The sequence below is a fragment of the Tolypothrix sp. VBCCA 56010 genome, from assembly GCF_050875635.1.
Lineage (GTDB): Bacteria > Cyanobacteriota > Cyanobacteriia > Cyanobacteriales > Nostocaceae > Hassallia.
The window spans coordinates 19398-36980 of the sequence record NZ_JBPAOH010000072.1 but is presented as its reverse complement, the minus strand read 5'-3'; the positions used below and the strand labels follow the sequence as shown (position 1 = coordinate 36980).

Here is a 17583-nt window from a genome sequence, read left to right as displayed (position 1 = left end):
GCCTGTAGCCACATCCCAGAGTTTGATGGTGTTGTCATCACTGCCAGAAGCCAAGGTTTTGCCATCGGGGCTAAAAGCGACGCTCCTGACCGAGTTGCTATGCTCTTGCAAGCGGTTGCGTTCTTTGACATTATAAACAGCGTTGAGCAACGTAGCTACAACTTGTACAGGAGGATTATCTTTTGAGCGCAGTGGTTTTGCAGAACGTAAAGCTTCGATGAGGGCATCAAAGTTTTTGCCTTGATTGAAAAGTTCATTGGAATAATTAGCCAGAGCCTCAATTTGACCAAGCTGATTTTTTTGTGCTTGCTGCAATTGCCAAAAGCCAAAGCCAGCCAACATCAAAGCACCGACAAAACCACCAGTCAAGCCAAAAATAGTTTGTTGCCGTCTGCGTTTCTCTTGCTGCTTCTCCCTATCCCGTTGTTGTCCGCTAACTTGAATAAAATCTCGCTCTTCCTGCGTCATTTCCTCCGCACGGTTGTGCAACCAATCTTCTCCCACAGTCAACGGCACACCACGCAACAAAGCCCCAGAATCATGGTTGCTATTTTTCCATTCTCGTAATCCTACCTTTAACCTTTCTTGCCAAGTGCGAAACTGACGGTTAGCATTCATCCACTCTCGCAAAGTTCCCCATTCCCGAATCAGTGCTTCATGCACCACCTCTACCGTATCTTCTGCGAAAGAAACCTCCCCTGCTTCCCCTGCTTCCCCTGCCTCCCCTGCCTTCCCTCCCCCCGTCACCACCAACCGCGCTTGATATCCCGCTAAATAACTCACCAAGCCCCAATTATCTTCCCCAACCTCCGCACGAGTCGCGATGCGTCGAGTATCCTCGGTTCCCTCCCCAGGACGCACTAATTGCACAAAAATTCGCTGTGCCTGTTTTTGCTGTGTTTCACTAAGTTGTTGATAAACTTGTTCTGCATGATTAGCGATCGCCTTCTTAACTCCGCCAATTTCATCGTATGCTTTGTGAGTTAACACCCGATTTTCTTGCTTTTCCCACAGTCGAGTTAAAGCAAATTCCAACAAAGGCAAATTACCCGGTTCTTGTCCCACATCATCCAAAATTCGTTGCGTCAGTTGCGCTTCTAATTGCACCTCTAGCTTTTGTGCCGGTAGTGCGATCGCTGCTTCTAGTTCCTTTGGTTTCATCGAACTCAGCAACTGAGGTGTAAACTGCTGCAACGCATCCCGAAACGGACGGTACGAAAGCACATAGCCATAAAAGTCAGCTCGTAAGGTGAAAACCAGTGTCATTTCTGGAGAAATAGCAGCTAGCATTGCATCAGCAAAGCCTTCTTGTTCTTCCTTCTGGCAAAGAGTATAAAGTTCTTCAAATTGGTCTGCAACTAATAACAGACGTTTACCACCATTGCGTTCTTTGATGCGAGACGCTACTTGCTGCAAAGTAATTCTACCCTGTTGCATATCACCTGCCAGTCCCGCCGCTTCTCGCAGTAGTCCAGTTTCACTCTGTTCTGGCTCTAATAAACGCACCAACGCACAAGCCAACTGATAAAATGGTTGATTACCAGGACGGAAAGATGAAATCAGCCAGTTTCCCTCACTTCGCAACTGAGGAATCAATCCCGCAAACACGATAGAAGATTTACCACTACCACTCGGACCAACCACACCTACCAAAGGCTGTTTGCGAGTCGTCTGAACTAACTCATTCACAAAAGTCTCCCGTCCAAAAAAGAAAGCTGCATCCTCTTCCCCAAAAGCAGACAATCCCTGGTAAGGGTTGGGTGGAATAACTTCTGTTTCAAAAGTAGTCGAGACATCAGTTAACTGATTTTTCTTCAGAACCGGAGTTTGCTGCTCCATAAAACCTATCATCTGAGAGCAGCCTAACTCATAGGCAAACTCCACATCTTCCCCAGCACCGAGCGCATCGTAAAATGCTACAGCAAAGGCAACAGCTGCTTTATCACCCACAGCTTTATTCATGCCAATGACATATTTTACATATTGGCTAATAGCCTCTGCTTGCACTTCTGAATAACAAGCATTGAGAACAACACACTCCACACCCTTTTTAGCAAACAGCTTAAACATACTTGCCAGCGCGTCAGCTTGTACATACACCGTCTGCTTCATCTCATTTTCCAGGATAATTCCATCCTCAGCAGTCCCGTGTCCGCAAAAGTGAACAATCTGCGGTTGAGTGTCGAGAATAGCACGGTAAAAATCACGCGATCGCACTGCCCACTTTTGCTTCAATTTAAACTGTTCCCGCTTATTCGCTCGTTGCAATCCCTCATCAATTTCCCGCACCTCTACATCAAGTTGCAGCTTAGAAGTATCTCTGGGATTAGCTGCCAACAGTAAAATTGTTTGGACACCCGCTTTATTATTCATCAGAGAATAAGTGTAATGGTTTGTACAAGTCCGTACTATCACCAGTACCACTACAACAGCTTATCTAGTCTTTACAGATAGAGTAATTTTATTATTGCCCTTTGTAGAGACGTTCCATTGGAACGTCTCTACGATCTGACGGAACGTCTCTACGACGGTTGCGGACATGATATTACCTATTCCAAAGTAATTTTATTGCGATCGCAAAGCGTTGTCGTCCCGACATCGCTCTCACCATCTCACCAAACGTAAAGTTATAAGACAGCCTATTTGCAACAGTATTTATTATTTTGTAACCTAGGTTACAGAAATATTTTCAAATTAATCGATGAGTATAAAGGGAACACAAAGCCATGAAACTAGATTCCCGTAAACTAGGTTTTAGCGTAGCAGGGCAAAGACAGAATCTAGATGGATCAACTAAGTCTTACCCCAATTCGCAGCAGAAGTTGCAAGCTTCTACTTGGGTAAAGCTTTTGGAACTTCCCAGTACCTTTAGTTTTGACGAAGCACTGTTATTGTGTCAGGTTACAGAAGACGAATGGCTAGCCTGGATTCCCGATCACGGGGAAGAGTTACTCAATACCAGGCAATTTAGTTATTAGTAGAGACGCGATTAATCGCGTCTGTACGTAGTTAGTAGTTAGTGGTTGTACCAATTGTCTATAAATATACGCTTAATTAGCCCGCGCAGGCGGGCTTTGTTCGTATAGCCCCAGGCTTCTAGCCTGAGGGCTATCGCCAAAAATCAGTAACCTCGTACCCCAGTTCCGCCAACATATGCCGCAGCAGAGGTAAACTCAAACCAATCACGTTACTGTGACACCCTTCGATTTTTTCGACAAATAAACTACCAAAACCCTCAAGGGCAAAAGCACCGGCACACTTGAGCGGTTCACCTGTAGCAACATAAGCAGCGATCGCGTGATCGCTCATTTCCCCAAAATAAACTCTTGTTACCTGACACTTGACTAAAGTCCGCTTTTGGTCTAAGTCAATCAAAGCATGACCAGTATACAAATCGCCAAAATTACCTCGCATAATTTGCCAACGAGCGATCGCTTCAGAAGCGTTTGCTGGTTTACCATGAATCTCACCATTAAGAGCCAAAACCGAATCACAACCCATTATCAAACCTGATGCAAACTGAGGCATTACAGTTTCCGCTTTACACTGAGCAAGAATTTGCACCAATTGTCGAGGATTACTCTCGTCAATTTGTGACTCATCAAAATCACTGACGCAAACAGTCGGCTCAATTCCAACAGTTTGCAACAAACGGCGTCGCGCCGGGGAAGCAGAGGCGAGTATGAAAGTGGGAATACCCATAGGAAAGAGGGGGAGCTGGGGGAGCTGGGGGAGCTGGGGGAGCTGGGGGAGCTGGGGGGGAGTGGGAAAGGGGGAGTGGGAAAGTATTAAATTTGGAACTTTCCTTGTCCCCCTTGTCCTCCTTGTCCCCCTTGTCCCCCAGCTCCCCCAGCTCCCCAGTCCCTAATATACAGAAAAAGAATTTACACAGCCTTCTATTATTTGTTTAACTTTCTGCCAACGGTTTTCGGTGACGGAGGCGTTAAAGGTAAAAAGTTTACCTCGGCTAACAGCTACACTGGCAAGGTTATGCCGTTTTTTGTTATTGGGGAGTTGAACCTCATACTCTAACAAGTAGTAAGTTTTACCATCAGACTCTCGTTGTCCGGCGTTGACTAATTCGGCTTTGCGACCAGAGTCAGGAGGAGCGATCGCATTTTTTGACAACTTATATCCTACTTCTCCAGGCGTGCCCAATTCTGTCAAAGTTTTGTTATCAGGAACCGGACTAATCACCACAGAAACATTTTCAGTCACCTGAATCAAATCGTGAAACACAACATCCGGTCCGTTGGCAACTTTAACTTGCACCCAACCGTTAGGATATAAGAACTGATAGCCATCAGTAGTGTCTACAAAGCTGTTGAGTCCAGCCGCAACCGCTACACCAGAATTACTCAAGCTAAAGCTAAATACCAATAGCAAAACCAATACAATTCGTTTCCACATTTCTACAGATTCCTTTGGGCTGGAAGCAATACAAGGCACGCTAAATTTACCGTTTTCATTCTCCCATCAACAGGGACATTTAGGAGAGGGGGAGAGGTTAGTAGTTAGTGGATAGTTGATAACTGTTAACCGTCAACCAACAACTAACCACCAACAACTAACCACCAACAACTAACCACGCTCCCACCAACGAAACAAATTATGCTGATAAGTAACGAACTACGTTGGTTTTACCCTGGTAGTATACCGGAAGACATTGAACTTTGGTTCAAACAAAATTGTCTCCTTGACTCTTTGCAGTCACCAGAAGAACGAGAAGATGTATATTTGTACTCACCATCTGACTTTTTGGGAATCAAACTCCGGCAAGGACGACTAGAAGTCAAATGGCGCAAATCAGAATTAGGGATAATCCGTTTTGGCGACTCTGTAGAAGGTAAAGCCGAAAAATGGGGCAAGTGGCTGTGTGAAGATTCTACAAAAGAAAGTTTTCGGAAAACAACGGTTGTAGATACTCCTTCGTGGGTGAGTGTGCAAAAATTTCGTTATTCGCAACTTTACCAAATTGTCCCAGAGTTTCCACCGCAACCTGTTTCAGCTAATGAACGTATCGACAACGGTTGTAGTGTAGAACTCACCCGTCTACTGATTCGGGAGAATTATTGGTGGAGTTTAGCGTTTGAAGCTAGCGGCGAAGAAGCTTGTTTGATGGATAATCTTCAAAAAACAGCTAGTTGGATATTTAAGACTTATCGCGAGTCAAAGTTGCTGGCTGCGGATTCTTTCGCTTATCCCAGTTGGCTAGAACTTGTTTGTAGGTGACTGTTTACCTGCCATGTCAAAACCACCCTCATGGGTACTACCGTGCCTCATAATACTAAGCTATCTTGTATAAGAACGTCGTAATCATTGCTACTGAAAGTAAATAACAATTACTTAGCACCACCTTTTAGAAAAGCTTAGGGAAAAGTTAAGAGTAAAACGTTATACTATTCGCGGCTGTTGCTCTGGCGAATAGCTGACTAAAAAAATACCGCGATTCGCCTTTTGGAGTCACGCATTTCCAAGCTTTCTCGCTGGCTGCTGTAATTGCATTTGTCTTGCAAATTAATTTCGATTAATTTAATTAAAAAGGAGAAAGTCCAATGAATTTAGACCAAGGTTATGGTGTGTTAAAGTGTCAGGCGATCGCTGGCAAAATAGAACTTGGCACAGATACCCCACACTATCAAGTTCATGTAAATGACGGTAAGTTTTCCTATCGCCTTGCAATCAATGTTAGATCAAGTCAAAAACCTTTTGATTTGTTGTATCTTGTCGAGAACAACTTTGAACATTACATCACCGACAAACTCAATAAATTGGACTTTGGCTTTACGAAGATTGCCGAGACAGATAGAAAAGCTGGAGGAATTGCCCTGGACTACATCAGAGCAAATTTATTTAAAGTCACTGATATGAAGCCTTTGCCCTTCAACTTACCAGGAGAAAACAACGATCTCAACGAACTGATTGACTCATATATTCAAAGGGCAATTGAGACAAAAGCAGCTATCTACGTATTCGGGGAACCGTGGGGAGTCGAAAAACCAGAAACTAAGCCTGACAAGATATTCGGCTTTGAACCAGGGAGAGGCATTCATAATATTCACATGAATCAAGGCAACAGCGGAAGCTTTGCCAAGGAAAATGGAGTTTATCAAGATGGGGCATTGTTGATTCATTTTTCGAGTGCGATCGCATCCCAAGAAAACTGGGTAGGAGCATTTTTTGCATTTCAATCGCAGTCCTTCCACACAGACGATAGCACAGGAAATCCAATAGATAAGAAAGTAGGAACTGAACCACCAGATCCCAACACTCCAGCAGTGAAGGCACGAGTAAAAATCGTTGCTGCTTTAGTAAATCCTTTAGGAGAAGATTCAGGAAAGGAGTCAGTTACTTTAATCAATTCCTCAACCGAACAAATAGACTTAAGCGGTTGGACACTTACTAATAAACTGAAACAAAAACAACCTCTCACTCAATTAAAAATTGAGCCGAATGCATTTGTTACAGTGCCTTTAGATAAAGAAAAAATTCAGCTTTCTAATGATGGTGGAATTATCACCATTCTCAATCCAGAAGGTATTAAAGTTGACGGTGTTTCTTATACTAAAGAAGATGCCAAAGACCAGGGATGGACGATTGTGTTTTGATTAGTTGATAGTTGTTGGTTGATACTTGTTAGTTGTTAGTTATTAGTTGTTAGTTGTTAGTTTTAACCATGCTTCCACTACCGACTATCCAATATCCACTATCCACTATCCAATATCCACTATCGACTATCCACTATCCATTAACTTGCAACACCACCAACGTCATATCATCGGTGTTTTGTTTATCAGCACCGATGAATTGATAAACTTGGTTAAACAGGTAATCGAGAATCTCCTGCGGTCCATTGCAATGCCTGCAAGCCAAATTAAAGGCATCGACAAAGTTTTCTTCATCGAAGCGATCGCCTCCCGCAGAAGCCGCCTCAGTCAAACCATCTGTATAGTAAATAATTGTATCTCCAGGTTCTAACTGTGCCTGAGCATCTTCATATTCGCTGTTAGTATCCAAACCAATCAACATACCCAATGTATCCAAACGTGTCACAGTTTTTGTAGCTGCGTGCCACCACAAAGGAGGATTATGTGCTGCATTGCTATAAGATAAAATTCGGTTTTGGGGGTCGTATTCTGAGTAAAACAGTGTCACAAAACGATGGGAATTTTCCAAATCCGCATACATGACTTGATTTAAATTTTGGAGAATTGCTGCTGGTGAATTACCGTGTAGTACTTCTCCTCGTAGCATTCCCCGCATCATGGTCATAATTAACCCAGCCGGGACACCTTTGCCCATGACATCACCAATTACAAAACCCCAACGCCCAGTTTCTAAGCTGATAGTATCTTTACTATTTAACTGAAACTGATTCTGCTTGGTAGGAATAAAATCATAATAGTCTCCGCCGACACGATTTGCCGGTTTACAACGCGCTGCCAAAGCTATACCGGGAATTGAGGGACATTGACGAGGTAAAAGCCGGCGTTGAATTTCCGCACCAATTTCTAGTTCTTGATCTAAGCGTTCTTTTTTTCGTAATTCTACAGCCAGTTCATCGTTTTCAATCGCTACTGCTGTTTGGTCTGCCACTAACCGGACTAATTTTTGTCTAGTTTCCGTCCAGCTATATTCCGGATCGCGACTCAAGACATACAGCCATCCCCGTTCTGCATGTTTCACCAGAATTGCCGTACCAAATATTTGCATATCTGGTCCTAAGTAGCGATGCATCTGGGCATCCAAAACACCCGTAGCGTTTGCCAAAGGTGCCGTATTTGGCAGAAGTGTGATTTGACTGGTAGCGGTTTCTAGCGCTTTGCGAATATGTTTGCGCTGGTGACTATCCTGCCAATGCAACTGCTCCAATCGAACTTGACCATTAGGTTTATAGAGAAACAGAGCACTACCATCTGCATCTGTTACTCGTGTCGCCATCAACGGAATTAGCTCTAAAAACTGATTCAAATTATTGAAGCTTCTCAGAGCAAATCCTAAAGAACTTAACAAATCTTGAATTTTGTTTTGTTCTCGGTGCAGCCGTGCCACGAGTTCTTTTAGCGCTACAACCGGAGTGACATCCGTTGCGGCACTACTATTACTATCAGTTGGTTGAGAGGGCAGTTGAGACACAGGCACAGCTATTATTTCACTTAACTGAAAAACCGAATTAGATTATTTATAAATCATGCAGGCAAAGGCAATTGCTAAACCATATTGAAACAAGGTTTGTCAATTTAGCAAGAGTAGAAAGACGTAAGATGTCAATTTAACAAGTATTGCATTTGCTGATTGTATTTATTCGTCAAAACAGAAGTTTTAAGTAAGTTTTTTGGTCAAAAAGAGACTCATATTGACAGCAATTTCTCTTAGATCCTAGAAAGCTTTCAATTTTTTCATAACTTAATAACCAAGTCATATATCTTGAGATAGAGAAAATACCTGGGTATACAGATAAATTTTTACGCTCTCCGAGTCAGTGTTGAGACTGGGGGTTTGGGGGTTAGGGGGCTTAGAACCTCATGGGTCAGGCACTCTGGAGCAGATATACTTACGCTTTCTTCCAAGTTTAAGTTATGTAAATAATATTCATCCTACTTTCTTGACTACAAATCTACAGGCTTAGGAAACAAAAGCCAGAAAAAGCATAGCACAAGACCTTTAACCTATAAATTAGTAATGGTGTTTTAGTTTAAGCAACACACTTCAAATCTATAAATATTGGACAGAGAATATTCAGTGACGTTTTTTCAAGCAGACACGGGTAATACATATAAAAGTATTGCTCCACCTTAGTTATGCCAATTCACTTCAGGTGTGCTTTCATAGCGTAAAACCCTTGTAGCGTTCGAGAAAGACGGCATTAGTGTCAGATTTTAGCACTGTTGTGACGAATTAATAATTTTAGGACTTACGAAGAAAGCCGATTTTTTGTTCTGACTTAATTCAATTGATAACACCAAGTCCGTAAGTCCTACTTCGATTAGGAGTTACGCCTTCCCGGTCTAAGATTACCTATAATTTTCCCTCTTTGCAAGGGACACATTCCTCAAGGAGGGCATTGCCGCCCACAGAAGTGTCCTCGTCTTTGCACGCCAGTCGCACGTAGCTGTGCTACAACGGTCGTGTTTCTCCGCAACTTTTTTAGCGCTCCTCACTCCTCCACCCCCGCACGGAGAAAGCGGCTTGACGAGTGCGTGAGCCGAGAAATTCTTTCGGTAATCTGAAGAGCGCAATTTACCAATTTCGCCAATGTATTGCCTTCCGACTCCCGAAGTGGCATCACCCCTACCGTGCCGATTGACTTTCATAGCCTGCTAACCACTTTGTGGCATCACCCCTACCGTGCCGATTGACTTTCATAGCCTGCTAACCACTTTGTTGCGATTAACAGGCTATTACTAAAAGTTATCCAATAATTAAGCTACTTGTTGTTTTTTCAACTCTTGTATCAATGCTTGACATTGGATACTAGCATCTCTGGCTTGTCGCATTAAATCAAGTCCTTCTTTGCGATTCACCTTAGAAATTTTTACAGACTGATTGCTTAATTCAGCAGCTTGGTGGCTGAATTGTTTGATTTTGGCTTTCAGTTCTTCATGCTCTACGGTTGATAGCATTTTAGGTTAACCCCCTAATTCTGAAATTACAATGTCTATATTCTCCATTTGTTCATAAAGTATATTTGCTCTAGCTTGGAGTAAGCTAGCGTCGTCAAAATCTCCCTGGTCTACAGCATTATCAGCTAGGTTGTATAGTTCTGTTGTTATTTCTTCAAGTTTTACATATACCCGCGACAATGCGTCAAGTGTTGTTTGTTTCATTTAATTGCCGAAATTGTGTATTCGGGCATTACTCCCCATTGTTCACCTCTCAAGATGTAGGTGACTCTATATTTTGCTACTCTTCCAGTTGGCTGTAAATCTTTATCGGCCTCAACTTCAATCAATCGGAGATTATCACCGACTTCAAAACCTCTGTCATCTTTTCTCATTTCAAAAGTTTTATCTTTGTTAATTACAGCCTCAAAAAATGGTTTCCAAGTTTTTAATTCGTATGTTTTACTCATAACGGGACTTTATAAATTTCTAAGCCTAAACATAGCCTGACTTAGCTCTGTGAGAGTAAATTTATTACTTTGAAAATAAAAATTATCAATAAGGGACTAGGGCGTGTTTTCGCTTTTGCCCCTAGTCTCCAGTCTGTTGATCTAACCACTCAATAAAGCTTCGACAAACTCGTAGCTAGAAAACGGACGTAGGTCTTCAATTCCTTCTCCAGCACCAATAAAGCGAATCGGTAAACCTAATTGCTGCACGACGGCGAGGGCGACACCTCCTTTAGCAGTACCATCAAGCTTAGTTAAGACTACACCACTGAGTTGGGCAGCTTGAGAAAAGACTTCGGCTTGCCGCAATCCATTTTGACCTAAAGTGGCATCAAGAACTAACAGTGATTCTACTTTTGCGTTCGGGGCTTTTCTATCGATAATTCGCCTGATTTTACTAAGTTCATCCATCAAGTTTTTCTTGTTTTGCAGTCGTCCTGCGGTATCGACGAGAAGTAATTCTGTTTCTCGTGCTTGTGCTGCGGCGATCGCATCAAATACAACGGCTGCTGGATCTGTATTCTGACCAGGATTGGCAATTACTTCTACACCGCTTCTGCTACCCCAAACCTTCACTTGTTCCACAGCAGCAGCGCGGAATGTATCTGCCGCACCAATCAAGCATTTATAGCCAGATTTTTGTGCCAAGTGAGCGATTTTGCCGATGGTAGTGGTTTTACCAGCGCCATTTACCCCAGTTATTAACCAAATATTAAGATTTTCTTTTTCTGGAGTAAAATTAGGTTTGTAGGATGTTTTGAGTGGCGCATCCAGCATATCCCGGAGGATAGTTTTCAGATAGGCGATCGCCTTATCTGGTGGAGTAACTTCTTCTCGTAGCTGTTTCTGTAACGCTTTGATAATATAGTCTGTCGCTTCCACACCCACATCTGCTTGCAACAGCAACGATTCAATTTCATCGACTGCTGCTTGATTTAGCGGTCCTTGACCGACAATCGCCTTCAGTTGGTTAACAATACCGCGACGAGTTTTGTCTAAGCCTTGTCGCAGCTTTTTCAGCCAGTTAATTTCTTCAATCGAAACATCCTCCGCACGCCTACCTTGCGCCGCCAAAACTTCTGTAGACCACACAAATCCATCATCAAAGGCAAGTCCGGGGATTTCCTCTACTATCTCTGGTGTAGCTGGCTGTACTACCTCGGTTTCTGGTACTTCAATTGCACTTGCTATCAATCGTTCCTGTTTTGCTTGCCTTTCTGCCGCTGCCCGTTCTAAAAAGGATAAAGTTGTTGGCGGTGTGGGTTGTGCATCCTCTAAAGTAGCAAGTGCTTCGCTGGGTGTTACTTCTGCCTCAGTCGCAGTGCTATCTATATTTTCCGGATCTGGCTCATCAGCAGTTGTTTCATCTGGTAGCTGTTCAGGATCTGGCTCTTCTGGTGGTGCAGTTTCTACGTGTGGCGCTTCTGTGACTTCAACAGAAGGAGTTTCTACTTCTGACGCTTGTTGCTTTTGCTGGATGTTTTTGTAAGCGGATTTAGCGTATGCTAACAAGTCTGTCGCTGCTGCGGGTGCATCGTTGCTTGAGGTTTCGACTGACTCTGTTTGAGATTCTTGTGTAGAAGGAGTTTCTGTTTGTTTTTCTTGAGCGGGGGTGTTAACAGGATTGTTATTTTGACGACGGAACCAATTAAAAACCATTGCAGCTATAAGTGTTATGAGTTATGTAGAGACGTTCCAATGGAACGTCTGTACTTATGTAGAGACGTTCCAATGGAACGTCTGTACGGGAGTTATGAGTTTAATTTAACTTCTCACGCTTTCATAAAATTTTAAACTCTGGATATCCTCACTTATGCTGGGGTTTTCACCCCAGGTTATCCTCATCAACTCAAAACCGCGCAGCGTTGCCAGCACTGCGCGATCGCCTTAATGCCTTTAAACAAGCAATCTCATAACCGCGATATTAAAGTTATCAAACGTTACGCAGTTTTTTTCTGGTCAGTGAATCGACGCAGAACACCGTTGATAAATCGATGACCGTCGTCTCCGCTGTAGCGTTTGGCTAACTCTACTGCTTCGTCGATTGTCACGCTGTCTGGAACTCCTAAAAATTCCATTTCAGCCACAGCGATTCGCAAAATATCGCGGTCGATTTGAGCCAGACGAGTTACTTGCCAATCTACCAAAGCGTCGGAGAGTAATTGATCGATCGCTTTTCGTTCTTCATTGACTGTTTTGACAATTTCAATCGCGTATCTGGCAACATCTTTATCTTGGTTAGCTAGCTGAATCAGTTCTGGAAACTCAATCGCGGTGCCTAGTTGATTAATTGCCGTTTGGGTATATTCGATTGCCTCTTTGACCATAGTTCTGGCAGTATTGACATCAGTGGTGCGAGTTTGGCTGCTTAAAAGGCGATCGTTACTGCGTTGTAATTCCCCAGCAGCATTATCTAGAGAGTCTTGCACTTCTAATGTCAGGGTACGTACTGCGGCTAGCACTAACTTAGGTAGTTGTGCTTCTGTCAATTTTTTGGGGTTAATTGGCATCTGACTAAGACTTAAAAGCGCCAATTCACGAGCAATTTGACGGGGTTTACGGGGTTGCATAAAAGTGTATCTAAGTATGTGAAAATTGAATTAATTTTGGTTGGCTGCGAATTGGCAACTACACGGTGGTGAAACTGGCAAACAGTTTCTCTCGCGTACAGCTGTACAATTTTAAGTCTCTTCTAGAGGTATAATCTGCCGTTTTGTTTCAGTTTGTGGCGCTTCCAGTTTGCGGTCTTTGGCGATAACTAAGGGAGGTAAGGGCGTATTTGGAGCGACAATGCCACCAGAAACAATTATTTTAAAGGCATCTTCTATCGAGATTGATAGATTTACTACCTCATCTTCCGGAAGTACTGCATACCATCCAGTAGTCGGATTTGGAGTGGTGGGGATAAAAACGCTTAACACTGGGCGAGACATTTGAGATTGAATCTCACTGCTAATTGTGCCAGTGACGAAGCCGATCGCCCACATTCCCCGGCGCGGATATTCTACCAAAATTACGCGGCGAAACTTACCATTAGTATCTTTTAATAATGTTTCTAAAAGCTGTTTCAGGGTTTTATACACCTGTCCAGCTAAGGGAATCGCCTGCAATACTCGTTCGCCAAAATCTAATAACCACCGCCCAGCAATATTCCGAGCCATTAAGCCAATCAAGAGAATACTGAATAGCGGTACTGCCAGACCAACTAAAAGATTCAGTAGATTTACTACAATAGGATGCATCCCATCGAAGGGATTTAGTTGTTTAGGAATTTGGGTGAGAAAGTTGATTACCCAACTGGCAATGGTAATCGTTAGCCAGATGGTTGTCGCTAGGGGAATCACTACCAACAAACCAGCAATCAGGTCATTTTTTAAGTCCTGCTTTAGGCGATCGATTAACAAGCCCCTATTCTCCTTTTTTAGGTTATTGGAACTTCTGTTATTGGTATTCATAACCAGCATCGTCAAATTGCACTACTGTAGTTTGCTATCCTGTGCAGGATATGCTGCTGTAAATCCCTACTAGAAGAAGGCAGAAGCGAATAATATATATATCATCTACCTTTTGGCTTATCTATAACTGTCTAGTTATTTCTGCCGACCTATACTAGTTTTTACTCAATGGGATTTGACGCGATGCAAGCCCAAACAGCCTGAAGTTCTGATTTTGAGTAAACCTCAGTTTTAGTCCATATGGACATGTACCAACCAGAATGATGGCTGGTTATTCTCAGACGCTGTTACTTTTCTTTGTCAGACTTGTAAATGATTGTTGCAAGTCTTTTAGGCTTTTATTGATCCTACCGCGCTAGCTAAAAAGCTGCCCATAATTCTGAAAGCTTTATTTCTTCAGCGTTATTGTTCTGTTTAGCGCATGTGAGTCAGTCTTACATCGCCACGACGGTAGAAGATAAAAAGTTATGTTAAAAATCTTAATTTATAATAAATTTAACATTATTAGGGAATAGGAAATAATTTTCTTTCCTATTCCCGATAATCAATTAAATGGATAGTTTTTCAGGCGCTGTGATCTCAGCACTATTCTCGCCTATAGCTGCTTCTATATCTGAAGGGGGTTTCGGCATGTGCTTCATTTCCCAAACTTTCAGCAAAATTAGATATTCGTAGAATGCTTGTAGTGTACACCAAGCAGTGCCGGCACGTCCGTCCAAGCAACCGCCCAAAATAAAATACATATACAAAAAGCGTAACAGCGGTCGAGCAGGTAAACGCAAAGACAAATCTTTTAAAGCGCGGCGTTTTTCGACTTCTGACTTACCAAAAAACAAACTTCGCCAGTTAACGTTGCCGTGTTCTAGTTGATACAAGGTTTCTTTAGCTTCATCTGTAGAGTAACGATTGTGCTTTTCTATCCAGCGGGTCAAGCCTTTGCTACAAGTATAGTGGGGGTAAGTTTCTTTTAAAAAGCTGGTTGCGCCATCACAAACTTCGCGTTCAGTATGACCGTAGTCGTCAAACCAAACTTTACCATGACGGAACAGCCGCAGTTGGTAACGGGGATATTGGGTGCTGTAGCGAATCCAACGATTCATGAACATGACACGTTCAGCGACATAATAGCCGATATACTCTGGATTATTCATCGCTTCGAGGCATTCAGCAAATAGTTCTGGTGTCATGCGCTCGTCAGCCTCTAGAATGTAGACCCATTCGTATTTGGGGGCAATAGATTCTAGCATCCAGGTACGTTGTTTGCCGTGGCTTTCAAAAGCGTGTTGAACAACACGTACAGGATAGTTTTTTGCTATTTCGACAGTGCGATCGCTACTGCATGAGTCTACAACAATAATGTCATCCGATAGCATTGCTGACTCGATACAAGCGGCAATATCTAACTCTTCGTTATATGTGAGTATGTAAACTGAGAGCATTTTCTAGTTTTATAAAGATTTTACTAATTGCTAAATAGCCGTCATAATCTGCCTACACATGTGACTCATTGTAGTTGGCGCTTTAGCGCTAAAGCGCTAACTACAAGTTAAGTCTGTCTCTATTTTTCATGTTGACAGTCTTACTGCCCTACAAATGAAAGATTAGCGTGCCGGCGCTTTTTTACGTCCACCACCTTGTAAAGCACCCATACCTCTTAATCCTGTCCAGCCGATGATAATGTAACCGATAGCCAATAGCAAACTACTCATCCCAATCCGCAGTCCAGACTTCAAAGCTTCTTGTTGAGCTTGTTTTTGGGCTTCTTCCTTACGCTGGCGAATTTGGTTAAGTCTTTCATCTGCAAGTGCTTTAGGATCGCTTTGCTGCGCTAGAAATTTGTCAAGCTCTTGGGGATTTGCCTTAAACTTTTTGAGTAAATCTTTCTGAGTTGCAGGGAGGTTAGGATTATCAAGTGCTTGCTTATATTTTTGCTCATCTTTGAGCAAGTCAGTAAACTGAGCTTTGATTTGGCTCTTTTGCTGTTCTAATTGAGCCTTAACCTGAGCGTTACCCAGTTGTGCTTGTAATTGAGTTAACTGGCTTTTGAGTTGAGTTTCTGCCTGATCCGCATCCTGGGTGATTCGAGTTACTGTCTGAGACTTAGCTTGATTCACATTGTTGAGGTGCAAGGGAAAAATCAGTAAGAACAACAACCCTAAGATACTCGATAGTATCAGTGCGGGAAATCTTAAATCTACAGGTTGTGGGCGATCGCCATCATTAGTACTATCAATCCAATATCCGGCAAACAGCATTCCCAAGCCAACCATAGGCACAATTCCTCGGTCAACTAACGCTGTTGCCAAGCCGATTTGCCACCCTTTATCAGTCGGTTGGAAGGGAAACAACAGAATCAAAAAGTCTAGCAAAAAGGACAAAATTAAGATAGTCCCAACCACTTTTAGTGTGCGGGCAGCGTTCACAGTAGCCAAACGGTCAATCATAGTTTTCAGTCTTGTAGTGAATATTAGTGAATGTCATATTTAAAGTTACTGGAATATTGTTCCCTTGACCTTATCTGTTATTTAGAACCTCAGAGCAAATTTAATACATTAAATTGAATTTTTACCCCTTGATTTTAAACTACACCACAGTAGCACCTGTAGTTTAGGGTGTCTTCCGGAAATTCCTCGTGTTCGACTATACCAGGGAAGGGTAGGGGAGAGGGGGGGATGGGGAGACAAGGAGACAAGGAGAGGGGGAGACAAGGAGATGGGGAGATGGGGAAAAGAAGAATTATTCTTTTTGTCCCCTTGTCCCCTTGTCCCCCTGTCTCCCTGTCTCCCTGTCTCCCTGTCTCCCTGTCTCCCTAGTCCCTACTCCCTAGTCTCTTCCAAATCGGCAGATCCTCTGGACGGTCAACATCAGCTAAGGTAGGTAAGTAAGCCAGTGATAAATTAAGTTTGTGGGCAATCTCTACAGTCTGTGATAAAACTTGAGAAGTTCCCCAATCGATATTATTCAATAATTCGGGAAACGGCTGCTGCAAACCAATCAAATAATAGCCACCGTCTACCGCAGGACCTAGCACGAGGTCAAAGACGTGCAGTTGCTCAAAAGCTGTTGCAAGAATCTGAGGATTTACACCAGGGCAATCAGTACCAATGATAACTACTTGTTCTGCATTTTGTTGAAAAGAATTTAAGAGCGATCGCATCATCCGCGAACCCAGATCGCCTTCACCTTGTAATTGGTAAACTAAATCAGACCCCAGCCAATCTTGCATCAATTGCAAATTACCACCCGCAAACCGTATTTCTAAAGAGATGGCAGTGCTTGCCTGCAATTGTTTAACCTGAGATACTGTATGTTCAGTCATCTGTCGCTGAAGATTCGCAGCACCAACACTGCCCAAAGCAGGTATCAGCCGAGTTTTTGTCTTTCCCGGTTCTGGATAGCGAGTAAAAATAATTAGATGCTGTTTCGAGTATTTTGGTGACTTTAGCACGCAATACCTTGTTTTAAATCAACCAAAAATATCTTAATAGCAATAATCGCCATCTTTAGCTGTAGTATGCTCTTTTGCCGTTCGCATTGCCCCTAAAATTGTAGAAACATAGACGCAACGCTTGACTTTACCACCATATTTACTAGATAGTGTTATCCTTCCTAACGGTGGTTGCGTGACATTACCTCCATAATCAAATTGGATTTGCCTGATACCATTTGACTGTTGTAAGGTTGTTTCTTCATCTAAGCGTATATTAGAATCTAGATTGTTCCAATTAGCGACAGATGCATTTAGGGTAGCAGGATGAACTGCCCACTGAACGATATTGTTTTGTTCGCGAAAGCTGACTTGCCAAGTTAATTTTTGTTTTTTGGCTTGACTTTGAGCCTGACGCATGGCGCGGTAAACTTCGTCTTGAGCAACGTTGAGACAGCGAGTGTTTACAAAAGTTAACCAACTGGGGAGAGCGATCGCGCTTAATATGCCGATTAATACCACAACTACTAACATCTCTACCAGTGTAAACCCACTGCTAGAGGAGTTTCTCAAAATATTTATTTTCATTA

General features: G+C 42.8%; 19 protein-coding genes. 5 read left to right on the top strand and 14 right to left on the bottom strand.

The genetic code is table 11. The features are described from left to right. A partial coding sequence (locus AABK37_RS22820) for an nSTAND1 domain-containing NTPase (RefSeq protein ID WP_432553815.1) occupies positions 1–2373 on the bottom strand: 2373 nt, incomplete at its 3' end. Positions 2374–2490: 117 nt separating this feature from the next. On the opposite strand from AABK37_RS22820, the gene AABK37_RS22815 reads away from it, so the two are divergent. Next, the gene (locus AABK37_RS22815; protein WP_432553814.1) at positions 2491–2625 is read left to right on the top strand and encodes a hypothetical protein; all 135 of its coding nucleotides are present in this window, start codon (positions 2491–2493) and stop codon (positions 2623–2625) included. Positions 2626–2726: 101 nt separating this feature from the next. Further along, positions 2727–2978, top strand: a complete 252-nt coding sequence (locus AABK37_RS22810; RefSeq protein WP_432553813.1) for a hypothetical protein — start codon at positions 2727–2729, stop codon at positions 2976–2978. A 130-nt stretch (positions 2979–3108) separates the two neighbouring features. Here the strand turns inward: AABK37_RS22810 and AABK37_RS22805 are convergent, their stop codons facing one another. Together AABK37_RS22805 and psbP are read right to left on the bottom strand one after the other, a co-directional pair. Next, entirely contained in the window at positions 3109–3702 is a 594-nt protein-coding gene (locus AABK37_RS22805; RefSeq protein WP_432553812.1) for a Maf family protein, read from the bottom strand. A gap of 162 nt (positions 3703–3864) precedes the next feature. Continuing rightward, positions 3865–4410, bottom strand: a complete 546-nt coding sequence (gene psbP / locus AABK37_RS22800; RefSeq protein WP_432553811.1) for a photosystem II reaction center PsbP — start codon at positions 4408–4410, stop codon at positions 3865–3867. Between the two features lie 201 nt (positions 4411–4611). On the opposite strand from psbP, the gene AABK37_RS22795 reads away from it, so the two are divergent. After that, positions 4612–5232 carry a hypothetical protein gene (locus AABK37_RS22795; RefSeq protein ID WP_432553810.1) on the top strand — a complete coding sequence of 207 codons (621 nt, stop codon included), beginning with the start codon at positions 4612–4614 and terminating at the stop codon, positions 5230–5232. A 323-nt stretch (positions 5233–5555) separates the two neighbouring features. Continuing rightward, positions 5556–6608: a DUF2278 family protein gene (locus tag AABK37_RS22790; RefSeq protein WP_432553809.1), complete on the top strand. Its 1053-nt coding sequence runs from the start codon at positions 5556–5558 to the stop codon at positions 6606–6608. A 133-nt stretch (positions 6609–6741) separates the two neighbouring features. On the opposite strand, the gene AABK37_RS22785 is transcribed toward AABK37_RS22790, so the two are convergent. The 9 genes from AABK37_RS22785 to hpsJ-B form a co-directional block, all read right to left on the bottom strand. Next, entirely contained in the window at positions 6742–8142 is a 1401-nt protein-coding gene (locus tag AABK37_RS22785; protein WP_432553808.1) for a PP2C family protein-serine/threonine phosphatase, read from the bottom strand. Positions 8143–9422: 1280 nt separating this feature from the next. Beyond that, complete coding sequence (locus AABK37_RS22780) at positions 9423–9623, bottom strand: hypothetical protein (RefSeq protein ID WP_432553807.1); 201 nt, start codon at positions 9621–9623, stop codon at positions 9423–9425. Between the two features lie 6 nt (positions 9624–9629). Continuing rightward, a complete protein-coding gene (locus AABK37_RS22775) occupies positions 9630–9827 on the bottom strand; it encodes a hypothetical protein (RefSeq protein ID WP_432553806.1) in 198 nt (65 codons plus the stop codon). After that, the gene (locus AABK37_RS22770) at positions 9824–10072 is read right to left on the bottom strand and encodes a DUF3850 domain-containing protein (protein WP_432553805.1); all 249 of its coding nucleotides are present in this window, start codon (positions 10070–10072) and stop codon (positions 9824–9826) included. Before AABK37_RS22770 ends, AABK37_RS22775 begins: the two co-directional genes overlap by 4 nt. Positions 10073–10213: 141 nt before the next feature. Further along, the gene (gene ftsY / locus AABK37_RS22765; protein WP_432553804.1) at positions 10214–11770 is read right to left on the bottom strand and encodes a signal recognition particle-docking protein FtsY; all 1557 of its coding nucleotides are present in this window, start codon (positions 11768–11770) and stop codon (positions 10214–10216) included. Positions 11771–12051: 281 nt separating this feature from the next. Then, positions 12052–12681, bottom strand: coding sequence for a transcription antitermination factor NusB (nusB, locus tag AABK37_RS22760; RefSeq protein WP_432553803.1), 630 nt, complete (start codon positions 12679–12681; stop codon positions 12052–12054). 111 nt (positions 12682–12792) lie between these two features. Continuing rightward, positions 12793–13566 (bottom strand): DUF502 domain-containing protein, encoded by a 774-nt coding sequence (locus AABK37_RS22755; RefSeq protein ID WP_432553802.1) that lies wholly within the window; start codon positions 13564–13566, stop codon positions 12793–12795. Positions 13567–14114: 548 nt separating this feature from the next. Next, complete coding sequence (locus tag AABK37_RS22750) at positions 14115–15005, bottom strand: glycosyltransferase family 2 protein (RefSeq protein WP_432553801.1); 891 nt, start codon at positions 15003–15005, stop codon at positions 14115–14117. A 162-nt stretch (positions 15006–15167) separates the two neighbouring features. Further along, positions 15168–16010 (bottom strand): hormogonium polysaccharide biosynthesis protein HpsJ, encoded by an 843-nt coding sequence (gene hpsJ-B, locus AABK37_RS22745; RefSeq protein WP_432553800.1) that lies wholly within the window; start codon positions 16008–16010, stop codon positions 15168–15170. Between the two features lie 228 nt (positions 16011–16238). On the opposite strand from hpsJ-B, the gene AABK37_RS22740 reads away from it, so the two are divergent. After that, a complete protein-coding gene (locus AABK37_RS22740) occupies positions 16239–16379 on the top strand; it encodes a hypothetical protein (protein ID WP_432553799.1) in 141 nt (46 codons plus the stop codon). On the opposite strand, the gene AABK37_RS22735 is transcribed toward AABK37_RS22740, so the two are convergent. Together AABK37_RS22735 and AABK37_RS22730 are read right to left on the bottom strand one after the other, a co-directional pair. Next, a complete protein-coding gene (locus AABK37_RS22735; RefSeq protein WP_432553798.1) occupies positions 16376–17014 on the bottom strand; it encodes a TIGR04282 family arsenosugar biosynthesis glycosyltransferase in 639 nt (212 codons plus the stop codon). The genes AABK37_RS22740 and AABK37_RS22735 overlap by 4 nt on opposite strands. Positions 17015–17047: 33 nt before the next feature. After that, positions 17048–17581 carry a pilus assembly FimT family protein gene (locus AABK37_RS22730; RefSeq protein WP_432553797.1) on the bottom strand — a complete coding sequence of 178 codons (534 nt, stop codon included), beginning with the start codon at positions 17579–17581 and terminating at the stop codon, positions 17048–17050. Positions 17582–17583: the final 2 nt, after the last annotated feature.